This window comes from Streptomyces sp. MBT65 (assembly GCF_016612545.1).
Classification (GTDB): domain Bacteria; phylum Actinomycetota; class Actinomycetes; order Streptomycetales; family Streptomycetaceae; genus Streptomyces.
The window spans coordinates 54,687-72,248 of sequence record NZ_JAENRY010000106.1 but is presented as its reverse complement, the minus strand read 5'-3'; the positions used below and the strand labels follow the sequence as shown (position 1 = coordinate 72,248).

Here is a 17,562-nt window from a genome sequence, read left to right as displayed (position 1 = left end):
GAAGGCGGTGCCGGCCGGGTCGTGGACCTTGCCGTAGACGCCGAGTCCCACGGCGACCGCGCCGGCCACCACGACAGCCCCGCCCGCTATCTCATCCCGGCCCTGGTGGCCGGCGCGGTCGCCGTGGGACTCGGCGTCTACGGCAAGGTCCACGACCCGGCCGGCACCGCCTTCAACCTCGCCGGCTTCAGCAGCACGGGCGCGGTGAAGTCCTGGCTCGCGACCGCCGCGTTCTTCTTCGCCCTCGTCCAGGTCGTCTCGGCCTTCATGGTCTACGGCAAGCTGCCGGGCCCGAGCTGGTCGGCGACCCTGCACCGCTGGTCGGGGCGGATCGCGTTCCTGCTGGCGGTGCCGGTCGCCGTGCACTGCCTCTACGCGTTCGGTTATCAGACGTACTCGACACGCGTGATGTGGCACTCCCTCCTGGGGTGCGCGTTCTTCGGCGCCTTCAGTGCCAAGATGCTGCTGCTCCGCTCGGAGCGCCTGCCCGGCTGGCTGCTGCCGGTCGTCGGCGGACTGGTCTTCACCGCCCTCACCCTGCTCTGGCTGACCTCCGCGCTCTGGTTCTTCCGCACGGTCGGAGTGACGACATGACGATCCCCTTCGGAGTGACCACATGACCGACAGCTCGACGCGCCGCACGGTCCTCGCCACAGGTGCGGCCGCCGCGCTCACCGCGGGATGCAGCAAGTACGGCGACAGCAACGACTCCTCGGGCTCGTCCTCCGTAAAGGCGTCCGGCGGCCAGGAGTTGGCGAAGACCTCCGACATCCCCGTGGGCGGCGGCAAGATCCTGAAGGACCAGAAGATCGTGGTGACCCAGCCCAAGAAGGACGAGTTCAAGGCCTTCTCGGCGATCTGCACCCACCAGGGCTGCACGGTGAGCACCGTCGCGAACGGCACCATCGACTGCCCGTGCCACGGCAGCAAGTTCAAGATCGCGGACGGTTCGGTCGCGGGCGGCCCGGCGCCGAAGCCGCTGCCCGCGGAGCAGATCACGGTGGAGGGAAATTCGATCCGCCTGGCGTGACCTGCCGCGTACGCTCCCGGAATGCACCCCGAGTCCCTGGTCCGCGACCACACGATCTACGCCTGCGTGATGGGTTCACGCGCCTTCGGCCTGGCGACGGACGCGAGTGACACGGACCGCCGGGGCGTGTTCGTGGCCCCCACCCCGGCGTTCTGGCGCTTCGAGAAGCCGCCCACGCACGTGGAGGGCCCGGCGGAGGAGCAGTTCAGCTGGGAGCTGGAGCGCTTCTGCGAGCTGGCCCTGCGCGCGAACCCCAACATCCTGGAGTGCCTGCACTCCCCCCTCGTCGAGCACGTCGACGACACCGGCCGTGAACTCCTCGCCCTGCGCGGCGCGTTCCTCTCCCGCCAGGTCCACGAGACGTTCACGCGCTACGCGTTGGGCCAGCGCAAGAAGCTGGAGGCCGATCTCCGCACGCACGGCGCCCCGCGCTGGAAACACGCGATGCACCTGCTCCGCCTGCTCACCAGCGCCCGCGACCTGCTCCGCACGGGCACCCTGACGATCGACGTCGGCGACCGGCGCGCGCCCCTGCTGTCCGTCAAACGCGGCGAAGTCCCGTGGCCGGAGGTCGAGTCGTGGATGACCCGCCTGGCGACGGAGACGGACGAGGCGGCGGCCGGCAGCCCGCTTCCGCCCGAACCGGACCGGGCTCGCGTGGAGGACTTCCTGATCCGGGTCCGCCACGCCTCAGCCCTCCAGACGGACCCGTACGACGAAGTCGTGCAGGGCGTCGTAGGCACTCGGGGCGTCCGGGAGAACTGACTCCCCCTGCGCCGCGTCCAGTTCGCCGTGCAGGCGCTCGACGTCGGCCCGCACCCGCGCGTGGTCGACGTCGGCGTCCCCGTGCTCACGCTCGGCCTTCGTGGCGATCAGCTCCGTGAGGTACGGCGGGGCCTCGACCTCCCCCACGAGCGTGGGCAGATGGGCCTGCACCTCGCCGCTGCGCAGGAGATGGATACCGGTGAGCAGCACACGGAACGTGTAGAGCAGCGGCTTGAGTTCGCCGGTCTTCTCGAACAGCCGCCACTGGGTCTCGGCGAACCCCCGGTAGTGGTGGGCGTGATGGCTGGTGAGAACGCCCGGCGCGAGAGCGGCCAGCTCCCGGTGGGCGTCGGTGGTGTGCACCACGAGCGGGGACAGCAACTGCTCCAGCACATAGCCGTTGCGCCGCAGCATCAGCCGTACGAACTTGCGCAGGTCGTGGGTGACGAGGTCCATCTCGACGCCGTCCCGCAGCCACATCTTCGACCGTGTCTCGTCGGGCTCGCGCAGGCCGACGAGTTCGGCGGTCGGCAGCAGGTGCACTCCCCGCAGGTCCACGTCCGAGTCGCGGGACGGGAAGCCGTAGAGGTGCGCGCCCGAGACGGTGGCGAACAGCAGTGGGTCGGGCTGCTCGGCCACCACGGGCTTGAGGTCGATGTCCAGAACGTCGATCATCGGTCAAGCGTCCCAGAGGGCCCCGAGCGCCAGCAGGTCCCCCCGGTACTCGATCCGTCCCGCCCACTCCTCCGGCCACGCGTCCGCCCCCAGATACGCCCCCGCGAACGCCCCCGCAAGGCAGGCGATCGAGTCCGAGTCGCCGTACGTGCAGGCCGCGCGGCGCAACGCGGTCACCGGCTCGTCCACGAAGAGGAGGAAGCACAACAGGCCGGTCGCCAGGGCCTCTTCGGCGATCCAGCCCGCGCCGGTGGCCAGGCACGGGTCGGTCTCCGGGGAGACGGTGCGTACGGCGTCCTGAAGGCGGCCCAGGATCTCCAGGCACTCGTCCCAGCCGCGCGCGATGAAGTGCTCGGGCGTGGGGTCCTGGCTCCGCGTCCACAGGTCGCCGAGCCAGCGATGGTGGTACCGGGTGCGGTTCTCGAGGGCGTACGACCGCAGCAGCCCGACCAGTCCGGTCGGCTCCGCCCCCTGTGCGAGCAGCCGTACGGCGTGCGCGGTGAGGTCGGAGGCGGCGAGGGCGGTCGGGTGGCCGTGGGTCAGCGCGGACTGCAACTGGGCGGCGCCGGACCGCTGTTCGTCGCTCAGGCCGGGGACGAGCCCGACCGGCGCGACCCGCATGTTGGCACCGCAGCCCTTCGAACCGATCTGGCTGGCGTCCTGCCAGAGCCGGTCCTCGACCTTCAGCAGGTTGCAGGCGACGAGGCAAGTCCGGCCGGGGGCACGGTTGTTGTCCGGCGACTGGTACCAGTCGACGAACTCCTCGCGCACCGGTCGTTCCATCCGCCGGGGACCAAGCAGCCCCCGATCCATGGCAGTTCGCAGCCCCCGCCCCAACGCCAGCGTCATCTGCGTGTCGTCGGTGACGATCGCCGGCCTCGGCAGGTCCATCTCCCGCCAGGGACCGCACTTGGCGAGGATGGAGTGCACGTCGTTGAACTCGGTCGGGAAACCGAGCGCGTCCCCGAGGGCGAGGCCCACCAGGGCTCCCGTGGCGGCACGCTTGCGGACACCGGTCGTGGTCATGCGGGGCTCCCTTCCGAACCCGAGGCCGAATCCGAGGCCGAGGCCAAGGCCGGCCGGAGCAGCGGCGGGTACAGGGCGACAGCGGCGCCCGCGCGGTACAGCGCGGCCGGTTTGCCGCGACCGCCGGTCAACTTGGCGCCGCCCGGCACCGGTTCGACGAAACCCGGCGTCGCGAGCACCTTGCGGCGGAAGTTGGGGCGGTCCAACTCGGCTCCCCACACGGTCTCGTAGACCTGTTGCAGCTCCCCCAGCGTGAACTCGGCCGGACAGAAGGCGGTGGCGAGGGAGCTGTACTCCAGCTTGGCGCCCACCCGTTCGCGCGCGTCGGCCAGAATCCGGTCGTGGTCGAAGGCCAGCGGCCCGAGCGCGTCGTACGGCAGCCAGCGGGCCTGGGCCGCGTCGCTGCCCGCACGCGGCTCGGGCGGGTCGGGCAGCAGCGCGGCGAAGGCGACGGTGACGACCCGCATCCGGGGGTCGCGGTCGGGCTCGCTGTAGGTGCGCAGTTGCTCCAGGTGCAGCCCGGAGACGTCCGACAGGCCGGTCTCCTCGGCGAGTTCACGCCGGGCGGCCGTCTCCGCGGACTCGTCGGGCGCGACGAAGCCACCGGGCAGCGCCCAGTGTCCGGCGTAGGGCTCCTGGCCGCGCTCGACGAGCAGCACGTGCAGGGCGCCCGCGCGGATCGTGAGGACGGCGAGGTCGGCGGTGACGGCGAAAGGTTCGAAGGCGTACTTGTCGTAGGCCGGTGTTGCGGTCATGGTGATCCACCCCGTTAATAGTCAACCTGACTATAAAGAGCGATCACGATCCCGCACAACCCCCACGACAGCCGGAATCGAAACGGCCGGCCCCGGAGAACCCGGAACCGGCCGCACCCAAACCGTGTGCTCAGAGATCGACTTCCTGCATCAGCATGCCGACCTCGGTGTTCGACAGCCGCCGCAGCCAGCCCGACTTCTGGTCGCCCAGGGTGATCGGACCGAAGGAGACGCGCACCAGCTTGTCGACCGGGAACCCGGCCTCCGCGAGCATGCGCCGCACGATGTGCTTGCGGCCCTCGTGGAGGGTCACCTCGACCAGGTAGTTCTTGCCGGTCTGCTCGACCACCCGGAAGTGGTCCGCACGCGCGTACCCGTCCTCCAGCTGGATGCCGTCCTTGAGCTGCTTGCCCAGATCGCGCGGGATCGGGCCCACGATGTGCGCGAGGTAGGTCTTCTTCACGCCGTACTTGGGGTGGGTCAGCCGGTGCGCCAGCTCGCCGTGGTTGGTGAGCAGGATCACACCCTCGGTCTCGGTGTCGAGCCGCCCGACGTGGAAAAGACGCGTCTCGCGGTTGGTGACGTAGTCGCCGAGGCACTGCCGGCCCTCGGGGTCCTCCATCGTCGCCACGACACCGGCGGGCTTGTTCAGCGAGAAGAACTGGTACGACTGCGTCGCCACCGTCAGCCCGTCGACCTTGATCTCGTCGTGCTCGGGGTCGACGCGCAGCCCCTGCTCGACCACGATCTCGCCGTTGACCTCGACCCGGGACTGCTCGATCAGCTCCTCGCAGGAGCGCCGGGAGCCGTAGCCCGCGCGTGCGAGGACCTTCTGGAGGCGCTCGCCCTCCTGCTCGGCGCCCGGGAAGGTCTTGGGCGGCTTGATGTCCTTCTTGCCCGCGTACCGCTCCCGGTTGCGCTCCTCGGCCCGCGCGTCGTACTCGCGCGAGGTCGCCGGCGCCCAGCGCCCGCGTCCGGTGCCCTGGCCCTGCTTGGGGCCGCCCTTGGCACCGCCGCGCGCGGCGGCACCGCGCCCTGACTTGGGGCCTTCGTGGGATCCCGTGGGGCCTACGTCGTAGCGCCGCTCCTCGGGACGCGGCTTTCCGGCGCGCTTCGGCTTGTCGTCGCGGCCTCCCGCGCCCCTCGGCTGGGAGCCGCCCCCGCCGGCGCCCCGGGAGTTGCCCGCGCCGGAACCACGACCGCCGCCGCCTCCGCCGGAACCCCGGGGATTGCCGCCCCCGCCGGTCCCGCGGGGGTTGCCACGCCCGCCGCTCCTACCGCCGCCACCACTGCTGCCACTGCCACTGCTTCGCATCAAAGTTCCGTCGTCGTCGTTTCGTCTGCATCTGCATCCGGTGCATCCGGATCGAACGACGGGACCCCTTCCAGCGTCTCCGCCTCGATCGCCTCAGCCTCAGGGAGGAAGGGCGCGAGCTCCGGGAGCTCGTCCAGGCCGCGCAGGCCCATCCGCTCCAGAAAGTAGTTCGTCGTCACGTACAGGATCGCACCTGTTTCGGGTTCCGTCCCCGCCTCCTCGACGAGACCCCGCTGCAGGAGGGTGCGCATCACGCCGTCGCAGTTGACTCCGCGGACCATCGAGACCCTGCTGCGGCTGACCGGCTGGCGGTACGCGACGACCGCCAGGGTCTCCAGCGCCGCCTGGGTGAGCCGGGCCTGCTGACCGTCCAGGACGAAGCCCTCGACGGCCGGCGCGTACTCGGGCCGGGAGTAGAAACGCCAGCCGCCCGCGATGAGCCTGAGCTCGAATCCACGCCCCTGGACGGTGTACTCGTCGGCCAGCTCGCGCAACGCGTCCGCGATCCGCCGTTTGGGCCGCTGGAGTATTTTCGCGAGGTGCTCCACGGTCGCGGGCTCGTCCACGACCATGAGGACGGCCTCCAGGGCGGGCTTGAGGTCGAGCTCCGCGACGGCGGACGGGCTCGCCGGTACGCCCGTGGTCTCCTCGCTCACGCCGACTCCTCCTTGGTCTCCTTGGGCGGCTCGGGCGGCCGGTCGAACTCGTCCGTCACCACCGGCTCGTCCTCCCCCTCCCCACCGGTCCAGCGCACGATCAGGTCCCCGAGCGCGATCTCCTGGTCCAGCGCGACGGCCTTCTCCCGGTACAGCTCCAGCAGTGCCAGGAACCTCGCCACGACGGTCAGGGTGTCGTCGACGTCCTCGACCAGCGTGCGGAAACTGGCCTCGCCGAGTTCCCGCAGCCGCGCCACCACGATCCCGGCCTGCTCCTGCACGCTCACCAGCGGCGCGTGGATGTGGTCGACGTACACCTGCGGCCTGGGCCTGGGCTGCATCGCCTTCACGGCGAGCCTGGCGAAGCCCTCGGGGCCGATCCGGATGACGACCTCGGGCAGCAGCTCGGCGTGGTGCGGTTCGAGTCCGACGGTCCGGGGGTAGCGCCGGGCCTCCTCGTCGAGGCGGCGGTTGAAGATGTCGGCGATCTGCTTGTACGCCCGGTACTGCAACAGCCGCGCGAACAGCAGGTCCCGGGCCTCCAGCAGCGCCAGGTCGGCCTCGTCCTCGACCTCGGCGGCGGGCAGCAGCCGGGCCGCCTTCAGATCCAGCAGGGTGGCCGCGACGACGAGGAACTCGGTCGTCTCGTCCAGGTCCCAGTCAGGGCCCATCGCCCTGATGTACACCATGAACTCGTCGGTGACCTTGGACAGCGCCACCTCGGTGACATCGAGCTTGTGCTTCGAGATCAACTGGAGGAGCAGATCGAACGGCCCCTCGAAGTTGGCGAGCCGAACCTTGAAGACACCGTCATCGGCCTCTTCGGCCTCTTCGGCCTCTTCGACGGGCGGCTCGGGCACCTCGACCTCGGGCGTGACGACCTCGGACGGACCGGCCTCGGGCACCGACTCCGGCTCCGCTACGACGATCTCGGCCTCGGGAGCCGTACCCGGCCCCTTCCCCAGCGCACGCCGACGTCCGGCAGGTGTGCCGGCGGCGGGAGCGTCGTTCGAGGTCATGGCCCCCGCAGGCTACCGCTACCGCCCGCGAAGCCGGCGTACGAGAATGCTCGCGTCCCCGCGGGACTCCAGATCGGCCAGGACGACGGCGACCGCCTCGCGCACGATCCGGCCGCGGTCGACCGCGAGGCCGTGCTCGCCCCGGAGCATGAGACGCGCGTGCTCCAGGTCGATGAGTTCCTCGGCGGAGACGTACACGGTGATCTTCTCGTCGTGCCGCTCACGCCCGGTGGGCCGACGCTGGGCCTGGGCCCCCTGACGCTGCTTCCGAGGCTGGGCAGAACCTTCCTGCGCCCCCTGACGTCGCCCGGATCCCTCCGCGGACCGACTGCGGGACTCTCCGCCGTCCGAGTCCGCCGCGACATGCTCGGCGCCCGCTCCGTCACCGCCCTGGGCGGGTACGGACTGCGGGGCGTCCTCTCCGGCGGCGGCCGGATCGCTCTCCCCCGCCGGAGCCGGTACCCGGGCCTCGCCGTTGGCCCGGCTCCTGGGGGTGGACGATTGGAGCGCCATCCCCCCTGTCGTACGGAACAGTTCGTCGGCCCCCGGCAGACTCACTCGGCGTGACACCGGGCGAGCACCTCCCTGGCGAGCTGGCGATAGGCGGCGGCACCGACGGAGTTGGAGGCGTACGTGGTGATCGGCTCACCGGCGACCGTGGTCTCCGGGAAGCGCACCGTGCGCCCGATGACCGTGTGGTAGACGTGGTCGTCGAACGCCTCGACCACGCGCGCGAGCACCTCACGGCTGTGCACGGTGCGGGAGTCGTACATCGTGGCGAGGATCCCGTCGAGCTCCAACTCGGGGTTGAGGCGCTCCTGGACCTTCTCGATGGTCTCCGTCAGCAGCGCGACTCCGCGCAGCGCGAAGAACTCGCACTCCAGCGGCACGATCACCTTGTGAGCCGCCGTCAGGGCGTTCACGGTGAGCAGGCCGAGGGAGGGCTGACAGTCGATCACGATGTAGTCGTAGTCGGCCATCAGCGGCTTCAACGCCCGCTGCAGGGTGGACTCGCGCGCGACCTCGCTCACCAACTGCACTTCCGCAGCCGACAAGTCGATGTTGCTGGGCAGCAAGTCCATGTTCGGGACAGCTGTCTTGAGGAGTACCTCGTCGGCCGACATGCCCCGCTCCATGAGCAGGTTGTAGACGGTGAGGTCCAACTCCATGGGATTGACGCCCAGTCCGACCGACAGCGCGCCCTGCGGGTCGAAGTCGACGAGCAGTACACGTCGTCCGTACTCCGCGAGCGCGGCACCCAGGTTGATGGTCGACGTGGTCTTGCCGACGCCGCCCTTCTGGTTGCACATCGCGACGATCGTGGCGGGGCCGTGACTGGTCAGCGGGCCCGGAATCGGGAAGTACGGGAGCGGGCGTCCGGTCGGGCCCACGCGCTCACGGCGCTGGCGGGCCGCGTCGGGCGCGAGTGTGGCCGCGTACTCGGGATCGGGCTCGTACTCGGCGTCGGGGTCGTAGAAGTGCCCGTCGGGCAGTTCGTCGTAGTCGGCGAAATGGTTGTGGGGCGCGCCCCTTCCGTCGCCGGCCATGGCGTTCACGTGATGGCCATCCATGCTCTGGTGTGCTGGCTGAGTCACCCCTGGCTTCTGGTGACCCTGGTGGGCTGCGAAGGTTCGCACCGCAACGGAGCCGACAGCCTCGAACCCCGCGGGCTCCTGGCCCCTTGCAGGCATTCCTGGTTGACCACCCCCGGGAGAAAATGTCGACTCATTCACAAGTCGTCTTACCTCCTTGGTGACCAGGGAACTTCTCGATAGGTCAGCGTGGCACCATGCCGACGGATGGCGACTCTATGGCGTGTCGGGTGTTCGCAGCAACACAATCCGCCGGACCCGGCCCGATGTGTCGGCAATGAAACATCCCTCTGTCAAGGGCGTACGGCAGTCGCACGGCAGGTTTCACCGGTGCACGAATCGGTTCAAGGGTTACGTTCGGCGCGAGTTGACCGAGTGCCGCAAAGTGACCATACACACACTTCCGGCCGGACCTGTCGAGCAAGGTCCGGCCGGGCGTGCTGTGTTGACGACCTGTGTTGACGTATCGCCTTTTGCTGAACGGTGACTTAGTCGACAGAGTCAGCCGAGCAGCGATTCCAGCTCGACGTGCTCCAGTCCGTGCGCTTCGGCGACCTCGCGGTAAATCACCTTGCCGTCATGGGTGTTGAGGCCCTTGGCGAGAGCAGGATCACGTCGCAGCGCCTCGACCCAGCCGCGGTTGGCGAGCTCCACGATGTACGGGAGCGTCGCGTTGGTGAGCGCGTAGGTGGACGTGTTGGGCACCGCGCCGGGCATGTTGGCGACGCAGTAGAAGACCGAGTTGTGGACCGGGAAGGTCGGCTCGGCGTGAGTCGTCGGACGCGAGTCCTCGAAGCAGCCGCCCTGGTCGATCGCGATGTCGACAAGAACACTTCCGGGCTTCATGCGCGACACGAGTTCGTTGGTGACGAGCTTCGGTGCCTTGGCACCCGGGATGAGCACCGCGCCGATGGCGAGATCGGCGTCCAGGACGGCCTTCTCCAGCTCGAAGGAGTTGGACATGATCGCCCGGACCTTGGTGCCGAAGACCTTGTCGGCCTCGCGGAGCTTGTTGATGTCGCGGTCGAGCAGCGTGACGTGGAAGCCCATGCCGACGGCGATCTGCGTCGCGTTCCAGCCGGAGACACCACCGCCGATGACGACGGCCCGCGCGGGCTGGGTGCCGGGGACACCGCCGGGGAGCACCCCGCGGCCGCCGACCGAGCGCATCAGGTGGTAGGCGCCGACCTGCGGGGCGAGCCGGCCCGCGACCTCGGACATCGGGGCGAGCAGCGGCAGGGCGCGGCCGGGCAGCTCGACGGTCTCGTAGGCGATCGCGGTGGTGCCGGACTCGATGAGCGCGTCGGTGCACTCCTTGGAGGCGGCCAGGTGCAGGTACGTGAAGAGCGTCTGGTCCTTGCGGAGGCGGTGGTACTCCTCGGCGATGGGCTCCTTGACCTTGAGCAGCAGATCGGCGGTGGCCCAGACCTCGTCGGCGGTGGCGAGGACCTTGGCGCCCGCCGCCACGTACTCGTCGTCCGGGATCGAGGAGCCGACGCCGGCGTTCCGCTCGATGACGACCTGGTGGCCGTGGCGCACCAGCTCGTGCACGCCGGCGGGTGTGATGGCCACCCGGAACTCGTTGTTCTTGACCTCGCGGGGGATGCCGACCTTCACGTGGATCACGGTCCTTGGCTCAGAGGGTGTGGGGCAATACATCTCATACCCGGACATGCATGAGCGCACCGGGAGACCGCAGGAGAAGGTGCGGCAGAGCCAGTTTAATGAAGGCGTTCTCGGTGTCTAGCCTTTCAATGCATCAATCTTCAGCGGATGTACTACGGATTTCGCAGGCGTTAGCGTCATGTTCCAGGGATTCGGGGGCGGGATCGCCCTCCTGGAGCTCCTCGCCGAGCATCCGCTCGGCCGTCCCGCGGTGCAGCGCGGCGGACGCCGGGTCGCCCAGCCGGTCGAGGGTGTCGGCCAGCCGCAACTGCAACGCGGCCTGGAGTCGTACGTCCTCCGCGCGGCGCGCCCACTCGACGGCCTCGTGGCAGGTGAGCAGCGACTCCTCGGGGCGGCCCGCGTACTCCTGGACCCGGGCCAGCTCGCTCAACGCCCGTGCCTGGGCGGGCACATCACCGTTCTTGCGGTACCCGGCGACGGCCGCCCGCCAGTTCCGCAGCGCCTCGCCGTAGCGGCCCGCGTAGGTGTGCGCGGCGCCGATCCGGCCGTAGAGCCGGGCGGCCTCCGCGCGCTCGTCCCGGGCCAGCCGCTGGGCCAGCGCGCGGCCGAACCAGTCGGCGGCCCGGTCGTAGTCCCCGAGCTCCTGGTGCGCGCCGCCTACGGATTCCATCGCGCGGCCGGTCGCATACGGGTCGTTCGCTTCGCGTCCGGCGTCCAGCGCGGCCCGGTAGCGGGCCAGCGCCTCGGTCGTACGGCCGGTCTGCGCGTCCAGATCGGCGAGGTTCAGCAGCGCGGCGGCCTGCTCGCGGGGCAGGTTGCGGCGCTCGGCCACGTCGAGGACGAGGCGGTGGATGCCGTAGAGCTCCGGGGCGGCGGCCTGGGTGCCGAAGTGGGCGACCATCGCGCGCACCAGCTGGGACATCAACCGGCGTGCCAGCGTGTCGAGTTCGCCGTCGGCGACCGCGAGGCGGGCGGCGGCCAGCAGGGCGGGCTGGCTCAGGCGCAGCCAGTCGGCGGCGGCCCGGGGGTTCGGGAAGCGCAGCGAGCTGGGCATGCCGAGGAGTTTTTCCTTGGCCTGGGGGCTGTCGGTCTCGGTGATGGCGCGGCAGGACTGGAGCAGCCGTACGGTCCGCTCCAGCATGCGGGCGCGGGCGAGCTGGAGTTCGGCCGGGCGGTCCTGGGTCTCGGCGAGGGCGTGCAGGAGGGGCTGGAGACAGCCGGGGACCTCGTACTGCGGCAGCGGGGAGTCCAGGGCCCGCAGCAGGCCCGCGGTGACGAAGTCGTCCAGGGTGGCGCGGGCGCCGTTGACCGAGCAGCCGGCCAGCGCGGAGGCGGTCTGCGGGTCGACCAGGCCGGCCGGGGCGAGGGAGAGCAGTCGCAGTATCCGGGCGGCGGGGCTGGGCAGCGAGCCGTAGACGAGCCCGAAGACGCGGCTCAGCGGGGTGCCCTCGTCGCTCTCGGCGTGCAGGTGCTTGGCGAGGTCGGCGACGGCCGCCTGCGGGCGGGCGGCTAGCCAGCCGCCGGCCAGGGTGAGCGCGGCGGGCTGGGTGCGGCACACCTCGACCAGGCCCTCGGCGGCCAGCGGGTCGACGGTGACGCGGACCGCGCCGGTGTACCGGGTGAGCAGTTCCAGCGCGGACTTGGTGTCGAGGCCGCCCAGGGTGCAGGGGCGGACGTCGGCGATGCCGGTGAGCGGGCCGCCGGAGACGGCGACGACCAGGCAGTCCGGGGAGTCCGGCAGCAGCGCGTCGACCTGCTCGGCGTCGGCCGCGTCGTCGAGCAGGAGCAGTGCCCGCCGGTCGGTGAGGGCTTCGCGCAGGATGTCCGAGAGGTCGTCCTCGGAGGCGCCGGCCGGGGTCGGCAGTTCGAGGGCGGTGAGCAGTTCGCGGGCGGTGCGCTCGGTGGGGACGGGGGTGCCGTCGGGTTCGCTCAGGCGGGCCCGGAACACACCGGCGTCGTAACGGTCAGCGACCTGTCGGGCGAGTTCCTCGGCCAGCGCGGTACGGCCGGAGCCGGGCTTGCCGGCGATGAGGAGGACCCGGGCGCGGGGGGCCTTGCGGCCCGCGATGGTGTCCAGGCCGGCGCGCTCGATGTCGGCGCGCAGCTCCTTCAACTCTCTTGCCCGGCCCAGGAATTGACCCTCGGCAGAAGTGTCCTCGGACAGCCTCACGCCGCCGGTGTCCACCGCCTGATCCGTCACGGGCCACACTCCCGTCCCACTGCACGCGCATAGCCCGCCGGGACTCCGGATCGGGTGATTCCAGAGCCTAGTTCACGCTCTGCGACGAACCGTGCGGAGCGCGGCGGGCACATCCCCCGATCGGATCAGCCGATCGTCACACCAAAGGGCCGAAGGGAGGGCCGCGTTGGGTTCAGGACTCGAAGGGACGCGCGGGCCACGGCGCGTCGGCGGGGCGCAGCGCCTCGACGCCGTCGCCGTGCCGCGCGGCGACCAGGGCGAGGACGCCGACGGCGAGGCAGTTGTTGTGCAGCTCGCCGGCGAGGACCCCGCGGACGAGGTCGTCGAGGGGCACCCGCGCGTGCTCCATGTCGGCCTCCTCGTCCTCGACCTCGAAGCGCGCTCCCTCGGCCTCGGAGAGATCGCGGGCCAGGAAGATGCGGATGGCCTCGTCGCAGCCGCCGGGCGTGGTGTAGACGTCGGTCAGCACCCGCCAGTCCTCGGCCTTGACGTGCGCCTCCTCGTACAGCTCGCGCTGGGCGGCGTGCAGCGGGTTCTCGCCGGGGATGTCGAGCAGTCCGGCCGGGATCTCCCACAGCTTCTGCCGCACGGGGTGGCGGTACTGCCGGATGAGCAGCGCCCGGTCCTGCTCGTCGAGGGCGAGGACGGCCACGGAGCCGGGGTGGACCTGGTAGTCGCGGTGCACGACCGCGCCGCCGGGCATGACCACGTCGTCGGTGCGCACGGAGGTCTTGTTGCCGACGAAGGGGGTCGCGGTCGCCCGGATCTCCCACTCCTCCGGGGTGTCCCTGATGGTCATGCGCTGTCCCTCCACACGTACACGAACGTCACATACAAAACGGCCGGGGTGCGCACCTCTTGAAGGCGCGCACCCCGGTCACCGTACAACCTTCGTACTACTTGCCCGTCTTGCGTGCCACGGCCGCCTTGACCAGGCCCGCGAAGAGCGGGTGCGGCCGGGTCGGACGGGAGCGCAGCTCGGGGTGGGCCTGGGTCGCGACGAGGTAGGGGTGGGCCTCGCGCGGGTACTCCACGTACTCCACCAGCTTGCCGTCCGGGGACGTGCCGGAGAACTGCAGGCCGGCCTTCTTCTCCAGCTCGGCGCGGTAGGCGTTGTTCACCTCGTAGCGGTGGCGGTGGCGCTCCTCGACGTACTCCTTGCCGTCGTACACCTCGCGCACGATGGAGCCCTCGGCGAGCTTGGCCGGGTACATGCCCAGGCGCATGGTGCCGCCCATGTCGCCCTCGCCGGCGACGATGTCGAGCTGCTCGGCCATGGTGGAGATGACCGGGTGGCCGGTGGCCGCGTCGAACTCGGTGGAGTTGGCGTCCGCGATGCCGGCGAGGTTGCGCGCGGCCTCGATCACGATGCACTGGAGGCCCAGGCACAGGCCGAGCAGCGGGATCTTGTGCTCGCGGGCGTACTGGATGGCGCCGACCTTGCCGGACACGCCGCGGTCGCCGAAGCCGCCGGGGATGCAGATCGCGTCCACGTCACCGAGCTGCTTGGCGGCGCCGGCCGGGGTCTTGCAGTCGTCCGAGGTGACCCACTTGATCTTCACCCGGGCCTTGTTGGCGAAGCCGCCTGCGCGCAGCGCCTCGGTGACCGAGAGGTAGGCGTCGGGCAGGTCGATGTACTTGCCGACCAGCGCGAGGTTGATCTCGTGCAGCGGGTTGTGGACGCGGTCGAGCAGGTCGTCCCAGGTCGTCCAGTCCACGTCGCGGAACGGCAGGTCCAGCTTGCGGACGACGTAGGCGTCCAGGCCCTCGGTGTGCACGGTCTTGGGGATGTCGTAGATCGAGCGCGCGTCGGGGCAGGCGACGACGGCGGCCTCGTCGACGTCGCACATCAGCGAGATCTTGCGCTTGATCGCGGTCGGCACCTCGCGGTCGGAGCGCAGCACGATCGCGTCCGGCTGGATACCGATGTTCCTCAGGGCCGCAACCGAGTGCTGGGTGGGCTTCGTCTTCAGCTCTCCCGAGGGGCCGATGTACGGCAGGAGAGAGATGTGGACCACGAACACGTTGTCCCGGCCGACCTCGTGGCGGACCTGGCGGACCGTCTCCAGGAACGGCAGCGACTCGATGTCGCCGACCGTGCCGCCGACCTCGGTGATGACGACGTCGACCTCGTCGGTCGCCATACGCCGGATGCGGTGCTTGATCTCGTTGGTGATGTGCGGGATGACCTGCACGGTGTCGCCCAGGTACTCGCCGCGCCGCTCCTTGGCGATCACCGTCGAGTAGACCTGGCCTGTAGTGACATTGGCACTGCCGTCCAAGTCGCGGTCCAGGAAGCGCTCGTAGTGTCCGATGTCGAGGTCGGTCTCGGCGCCGTCGTTGGTGACGAAGACCTCACCGTGCTGGAAGGGGTTCATCGTGCCGGGATCGACGTTCAGATACGGGTCGAGCTTCTGCATCACGACGCGCAGGCCCCGCGCCTTCAGGAGCATGCCGAGGCTGGAGGCGGTGAGGCCCTTGCCGAGTGAGGAGGCGACACCCCCGGTGACGAAGATGTGCTTGGTCGTCGTGGTGTTGCTGTTTCGGAAAGCAGCGGGCGGCATGGCCAAGAGGGGGCTCCCGTGGTCGCGGTCTGGGGTGCGGTGCGGCTGCCCGCCCGGTGAACCCGGGTTTTTCTGGAGGAGCCGTCGCTGCGGTTCGGGGGTTTCCTGCCCACCGGTCCACGGGCTACCAGGGTATCAGCGCCCGGAGGAGATGGCTTCCGGCCACGCTCCGCGCTCACCTCGACACACACACGGCTCACGTCGACCCGGACGCGCCCTGGTTACCTGCTTCTCACCCGTTGCTCACCCGTTCGGCCCAGGTCCGTTGGCGAGAGCGGCACACAGATCATCTACGTGCGTCGTATCCTGCTCGGACACTCGCTGCCGAGCCGGTCCGGAACACGGCACCACCCCCGCCCGTACAACCCGGAACAACGAGAGCTCGTCAGTTCGTTGAGCAACGACCCCCATTTGCTTCATGGCTCAACGACGCACTACAAACGATCCCTTGACCGCACACAGCGACCGCCCCCTTTTTTCCCGTGGGGCGACGTGGCCGTTCGACTGGAGTTGCACGTGGCCGGGCGCATCGAAGATTACGCACTCATCGGAGACATGCAGACCGCTGCCCTGGTCTGCCGGGACGGATCGGTGGACTGGCTGTGCCTGCCCCGATTCGATTCCCATGCCATCTTCGCCAGTCTGCTCGGCACCGAGGAACACGGCTTCTGGCGGCTGGGCCCGGCCCACGCCGCCGACGCGCCGCCGCCCCGCGCGGTCCGGCGCGGCTACCGCGGCGACTCGCTGATCCTGGAGTCCGAGTGGGACACCCCGCGAGGCACGGTCCGCGTGACCGATTTCATGCCCCCTCGTGACGGCGCCCCCCAGCTGATCCGCATCGTGGAGGGCATCTCCGGCCGCGTCCCGATGCGCTCGACCCTCCGGATGCGTTTCTCCTACGGCCGGGTAACCCCGTGGGTGCACAAGCACGAGGGCCGCACGGTCGCCGTCGCGGGCCCCGACTCGGTGTGGTTCGACACATCGGCGGAGACCTACGGCAAGCAACTCACCACGTACGCGGACTTCACGGTCGCGCCGGGTGACCGCATCGCGTTCACGATCTCCTGGGAGCCCTCGCACAAGCAGCCGCCGCCGCTCCCCGAGCCGGAGCAGTCCCTGGTGGCGACCGAGGAGTTCTGGCGCGACTGGGTCGACCAGTGCACGTACCACGGCCCCTACCGCGAGGCCGTCGTCCGCTCCCTGATCACGCTCAAGGCCCTCACGTACGCCCCGACCGGCGGCATCGTCGCCGCGCCCACCACCTCCCTCCCGGAGGAGATCGGCGGCGTCCGCAACTGGGACTACCGCTACACCTGGCTCCGCGACGCGGCCATCACCCTCTCCTCGCTCCTGCGCACCGGCTACCGCGAGGAGGCCCGCGCCTGGCGCGAGTGGCTCCTGCGCGCGGTCGCCGGCGACCCGGAGAACCTGCAGATCATGTACGGCATCGCCGGCGAGCGCGAGCTCGGCGAGGCGGAGCTGGACTGGCTGCCGGGCTACGAGAACTCCGGCCCGGTCCGGGTCGGCAACGGCGCCGCGCACCAGCTCCAGCTGGACGTGTACGGCGAGGTCACCGAGGCCCTGCACCTGGCCCACATGACCGGCCTGGCCCGCAACGACTACGCCTCCCTCCTCCAACTCAAGCTGATCCGCTACCTGGAGAAGCACTGGGACGAGCCCGACGAGGGCATCTGGGAGGTGCGCGGCCCGCGCCGCCACTTCGTGCACTCGAAGGTGATGGCCTGGGTCGCGGTCGACCGCACGATCAAGCTGATCGAGTCGGGCGACGCGGACGGCCCGCTGGAGAAGTGGCGCGAACTGCGCGACGACATCCACCGGGACGTGTGCGAGCGCGGCTACGACAAGGAACGCAACACCTTCACGCAGTCGTACGGCTCGAAGGAGCTGGACGCCTCGCTGCTTCTCATCCCGCAGATGGGCTTCCTGCCCCCGGACGACAAGCGCGTGATCGGCACGATCGAGGCGATCCAGCGCGAGCTGTCCACGCCGGACGGCTTCATCCTGCGCTACCCGACCTCGGGCGAGGACGAGGGCGTCGACGGACTCCCCGGCGACGAGGGCGCGTTCCTGGCCTGCTCGTTCTGGATGGCCGACGACCTCGCGATGATCGGCCGCGTCGACGAGGCCCGCAAGCTCTTCGAGAAGCTCCTCTCGCTCCGCAACGACCTGGGCCTGCTGGCCGAGGAGTGGGACCCGCGCCTGCAACGCCAGGTCGGCAACTTCCCGCAGGCCTTCAGCCACGTGCCACTGATCGACACGGCACTGCGACTGACGGCTTCGGGGGCCTACGGCGGCTGAGCGCGCGTCGTACTGGTCCT

16 protein-coding genes are annotated in these 17,562 nt (G+C 70.3%); 4 read left to right on the top strand and 12 right to left on the bottom strand.

What is annotated here, in order from left to right; genetic code table 11:
- Window positions 1-21: 21 nt before the first annotated feature.
- From JHN63_RS24390 to JHN63_RS24380, 3 genes are read left to right on the top strand one after another with little or no spacing between them, the layout of a single operon-like run.
- Window positions 22-594: a DUF6529 family protein gene (locus JHN63_RS24390; protein ID WP_200684030.1), complete on the top strand. Its 573-nt coding sequence runs from the start codon at window positions 22-24 to the stop codon at window positions 592-594.
- Between the two features lie 22 nt (window positions 595-616).
- Window positions 617-1,030, top strand: a complete 414-nt coding sequence (locus tag JHN63_RS24385) for a Rieske (2Fe-2S) protein (RefSeq protein WP_200684028.1) — start codon at window positions 617-619, stop codon at window positions 1,028-1,030.
- 21 nt (window positions 1,031-1,051) lie between these two features.
- A complete protein-coding gene (locus tag JHN63_RS24380; RefSeq protein ID WP_200684026.1) occupies window positions 1,052-1,795 on the top strand; it encodes a DNA polymerase beta superfamily protein in 744 nt (247 codons plus the stop codon).
- Here the strand turns inward: JHN63_RS24380 and JHN63_RS24375 are convergent.
- From JHN63_RS24375 to JHN63_RS24320, 12 genes are all read right to left on the bottom strand, one after another.
- Window positions 1,721-2,470, bottom strand: coding sequence for a nucleotidyltransferase domain-containing protein (locus JHN63_RS24375; RefSeq protein ID WP_200684024.1), 750 nt, complete (start codon window positions 2,468-2,470; stop codon window positions 1,721-1,723). The two genes, JHN63_RS24380 and JHN63_RS24375, sit on opposite strands and share 75 nt — an antisense overlap.
- 3 nt (window positions 2,471-2,473) lie before the next feature.
- A complete protein-coding gene (locus JHN63_RS24370; protein ID WP_200684022.1) occupies window positions 2,474-3,496 on the bottom strand; it encodes an ADP-ribosylglycohydrolase family protein in 1,023 nt (340 codons plus the stop codon).
- Window positions 3,493-4,251, bottom strand: coding sequence for an NUDIX domain-containing protein (locus JHN63_RS24365; protein ID WP_200684020.1), 759 nt, complete (start codon window positions 4,249-4,251; stop codon window positions 3,493-3,495). The genes JHN63_RS24370 and JHN63_RS24365 overlap by 4 nt, the downstream gene beginning before the upstream one ends.
- A 130-nt stretch (window positions 4,252-4,381) precedes the next feature.
- Entirely contained in the window at window positions 4,382-5,566 is a 1,185-nt protein-coding gene (locus JHN63_RS24360) for a pseudouridine synthase (RefSeq protein WP_200684018.1), read from the bottom strand.
- Entirely contained in the window at window positions 5,566-6,222 is a 657-nt protein-coding gene (gene scpB / locus JHN63_RS24355) for an SMC-Scp complex subunit ScpB (RefSeq protein ID WP_200684016.1), read from the bottom strand. The genes JHN63_RS24360 and scpB overlap by 1 nt, the downstream gene beginning before the upstream one ends.
- Window positions 6,219-7,241, bottom strand: a complete 1,023-nt coding sequence (locus JHN63_RS24350; protein WP_200684006.1) for a ScpA family protein — start codon at window positions 7,239-7,241, stop codon at window positions 6,219-6,221. Before JHN63_RS24350 ends, scpB begins: the two co-directional genes overlap by 4 nt.
- An 18-nt stretch (window positions 7,242-7,259) precedes the next feature.
- The gene (locus tag JHN63_RS24345; RefSeq protein ID WP_200683998.1) at window positions 7,260-7,811 is read right to left on the bottom strand and encodes a hypothetical protein; all 552 of its coding nucleotides are present in this window, start codon (window positions 7,809-7,811) and stop codon (window positions 7,260-7,262) included.
- The gene (locus JHN63_RS24340) at window positions 7,796-8,932 is read right to left on the bottom strand and encodes a ParA family protein (protein WP_078651701.1); all 1,137 of its coding nucleotides are present in this window, start codon (window positions 8,930-8,932) and stop codon (window positions 7,796-7,798) included. The genes JHN63_RS24345 and JHN63_RS24340 overlap by 16 nt, the downstream gene beginning before the upstream one ends.
- A gap of 402 nt (window positions 8,933-9,334) precedes the next feature.
- Window positions 9,335-10,450, bottom strand: coding sequence for an alanine dehydrogenase (gene ald, locus JHN63_RS24335; protein WP_200684050.1), 1,116 nt, complete (start codon window positions 10,448-10,450; stop codon window positions 9,335-9,337).
- A 142-nt stretch (window positions 10,451-10,592) separates the two neighbouring features.
- Window positions 10,593-12,659 carry a tetratricopeptide repeat protein gene (locus JHN63_RS24330; RefSeq protein WP_200683996.1) on the bottom strand — a complete coding sequence of 689 codons (2,067 nt, stop codon included), beginning with the start codon at window positions 12,657-12,659 and terminating at the stop codon, window positions 10,593-10,595.
- Window positions 12,660-12,831: 172 nt separating this feature from the next.
- Entirely contained in the window at window positions 12,832-13,458 is a 627-nt protein-coding gene (locus JHN63_RS24325; RefSeq protein WP_200683994.1) for an NUDIX hydrolase, read from the bottom strand.
- Between the two features lie 97 nt (window positions 13,459-13,555).
- Window positions 13,556-15,223, bottom strand: coding sequence for a CTP synthase (locus tag JHN63_RS24320; protein WP_200683991.1), 1,668 nt, complete (start codon window positions 15,221-15,223; stop codon window positions 13,556-13,558).
- 516 nt (window positions 15,224-15,739) lie between these two features.
- Between JHN63_RS24320 and JHN63_RS24315 the strand changes: the two genes are divergently transcribed.
- Window positions 15,740-17,542 carry a glycoside hydrolase family 15 protein gene (locus tag JHN63_RS24315; RefSeq protein ID WP_200683989.1) on the top strand — a complete coding sequence of 601 codons (1,803 nt, stop codon included), beginning with the start codon at window positions 15,740-15,742 and terminating at the stop codon, window positions 17,540-17,542.
- Window positions 17,543-17,562 lie beyond the last annotated feature (20 nt).

What these genes read in the sequence shown, in the direction of transcription:
- JHN63_RS24350 (WP_200684006.1), bottom strand. Translation starts at nt 7,241, where the DNA reads ATGACCTCGAACGACGCTCCCGCCGCCGGCACACCTGCCGGACGTCGG.
- JHN63_RS24365 (WP_200684020.1), bottom strand. Translation starts at nt 4,251, where the DNA reads ATGACCGCAACACCGGCCTACGACAAGTACGCCTTCGAACCTTTCGCC.
- JHN63_RS24325 (WP_200683994.1), bottom strand. Translation starts at nt 13,458, where the DNA reads ATGACCATCAGGGACACCCCGGAGGAGTGGGAGATCCGGGCGACCGCG.
- JHN63_RS24360 (WP_200684018.1), bottom strand. Translation starts at nt 5,566, where the DNA reads ATGCGAAGCAGTGGCAGTGGCAGCAGTGGTGGCGGCGGTAGGAGCGGC.
- JHN63_RS24375 (WP_200684024.1), bottom strand. Translation starts at nt 2,470, where the DNA reads ATGATCGACGTTCTGGACATCGACCTCAAGCCCGTGGTGGCCGAGCAG.
- JHN63_RS24320 (WP_200683991.1), bottom strand. Translation starts at nt 15,223, where the DNA reads ATGCCGCCCGCTGCTTTCCGAAACAGCAACACCACGACGACCAAGCAC.
- JHN63_RS24370 (WP_200684022.1), bottom strand. Translation starts at nt 3,496, where the DNA reads ATGACCACGACCGGTGTCCGCAAGCGTGCCGCCACGGGAGCCCTGGTG.
- JHN63_RS24340 (WP_078651701.1), bottom strand. Translation starts at nt 8,932, where the DNA reads ATGCCTGCAAGGGGCCAGGAGCCCGCGGGGTTCGAGGCTGTCGGCTCC.
- JHN63_RS24385 (WP_200684028.1), top strand. Translation starts at nt 617, where the DNA reads ATGACCGACAGCTCGACGCGCCGCACGGTCCTCGCCACAGGTGCGGCC.
- JHN63_RS24380 (WP_200684026.1), top strand. Translation starts at nt 1,052, where the DNA reads ATGCACCCCGAGTCCCTGGTCCGCGACCACACGATCTACGCCTGCGTG.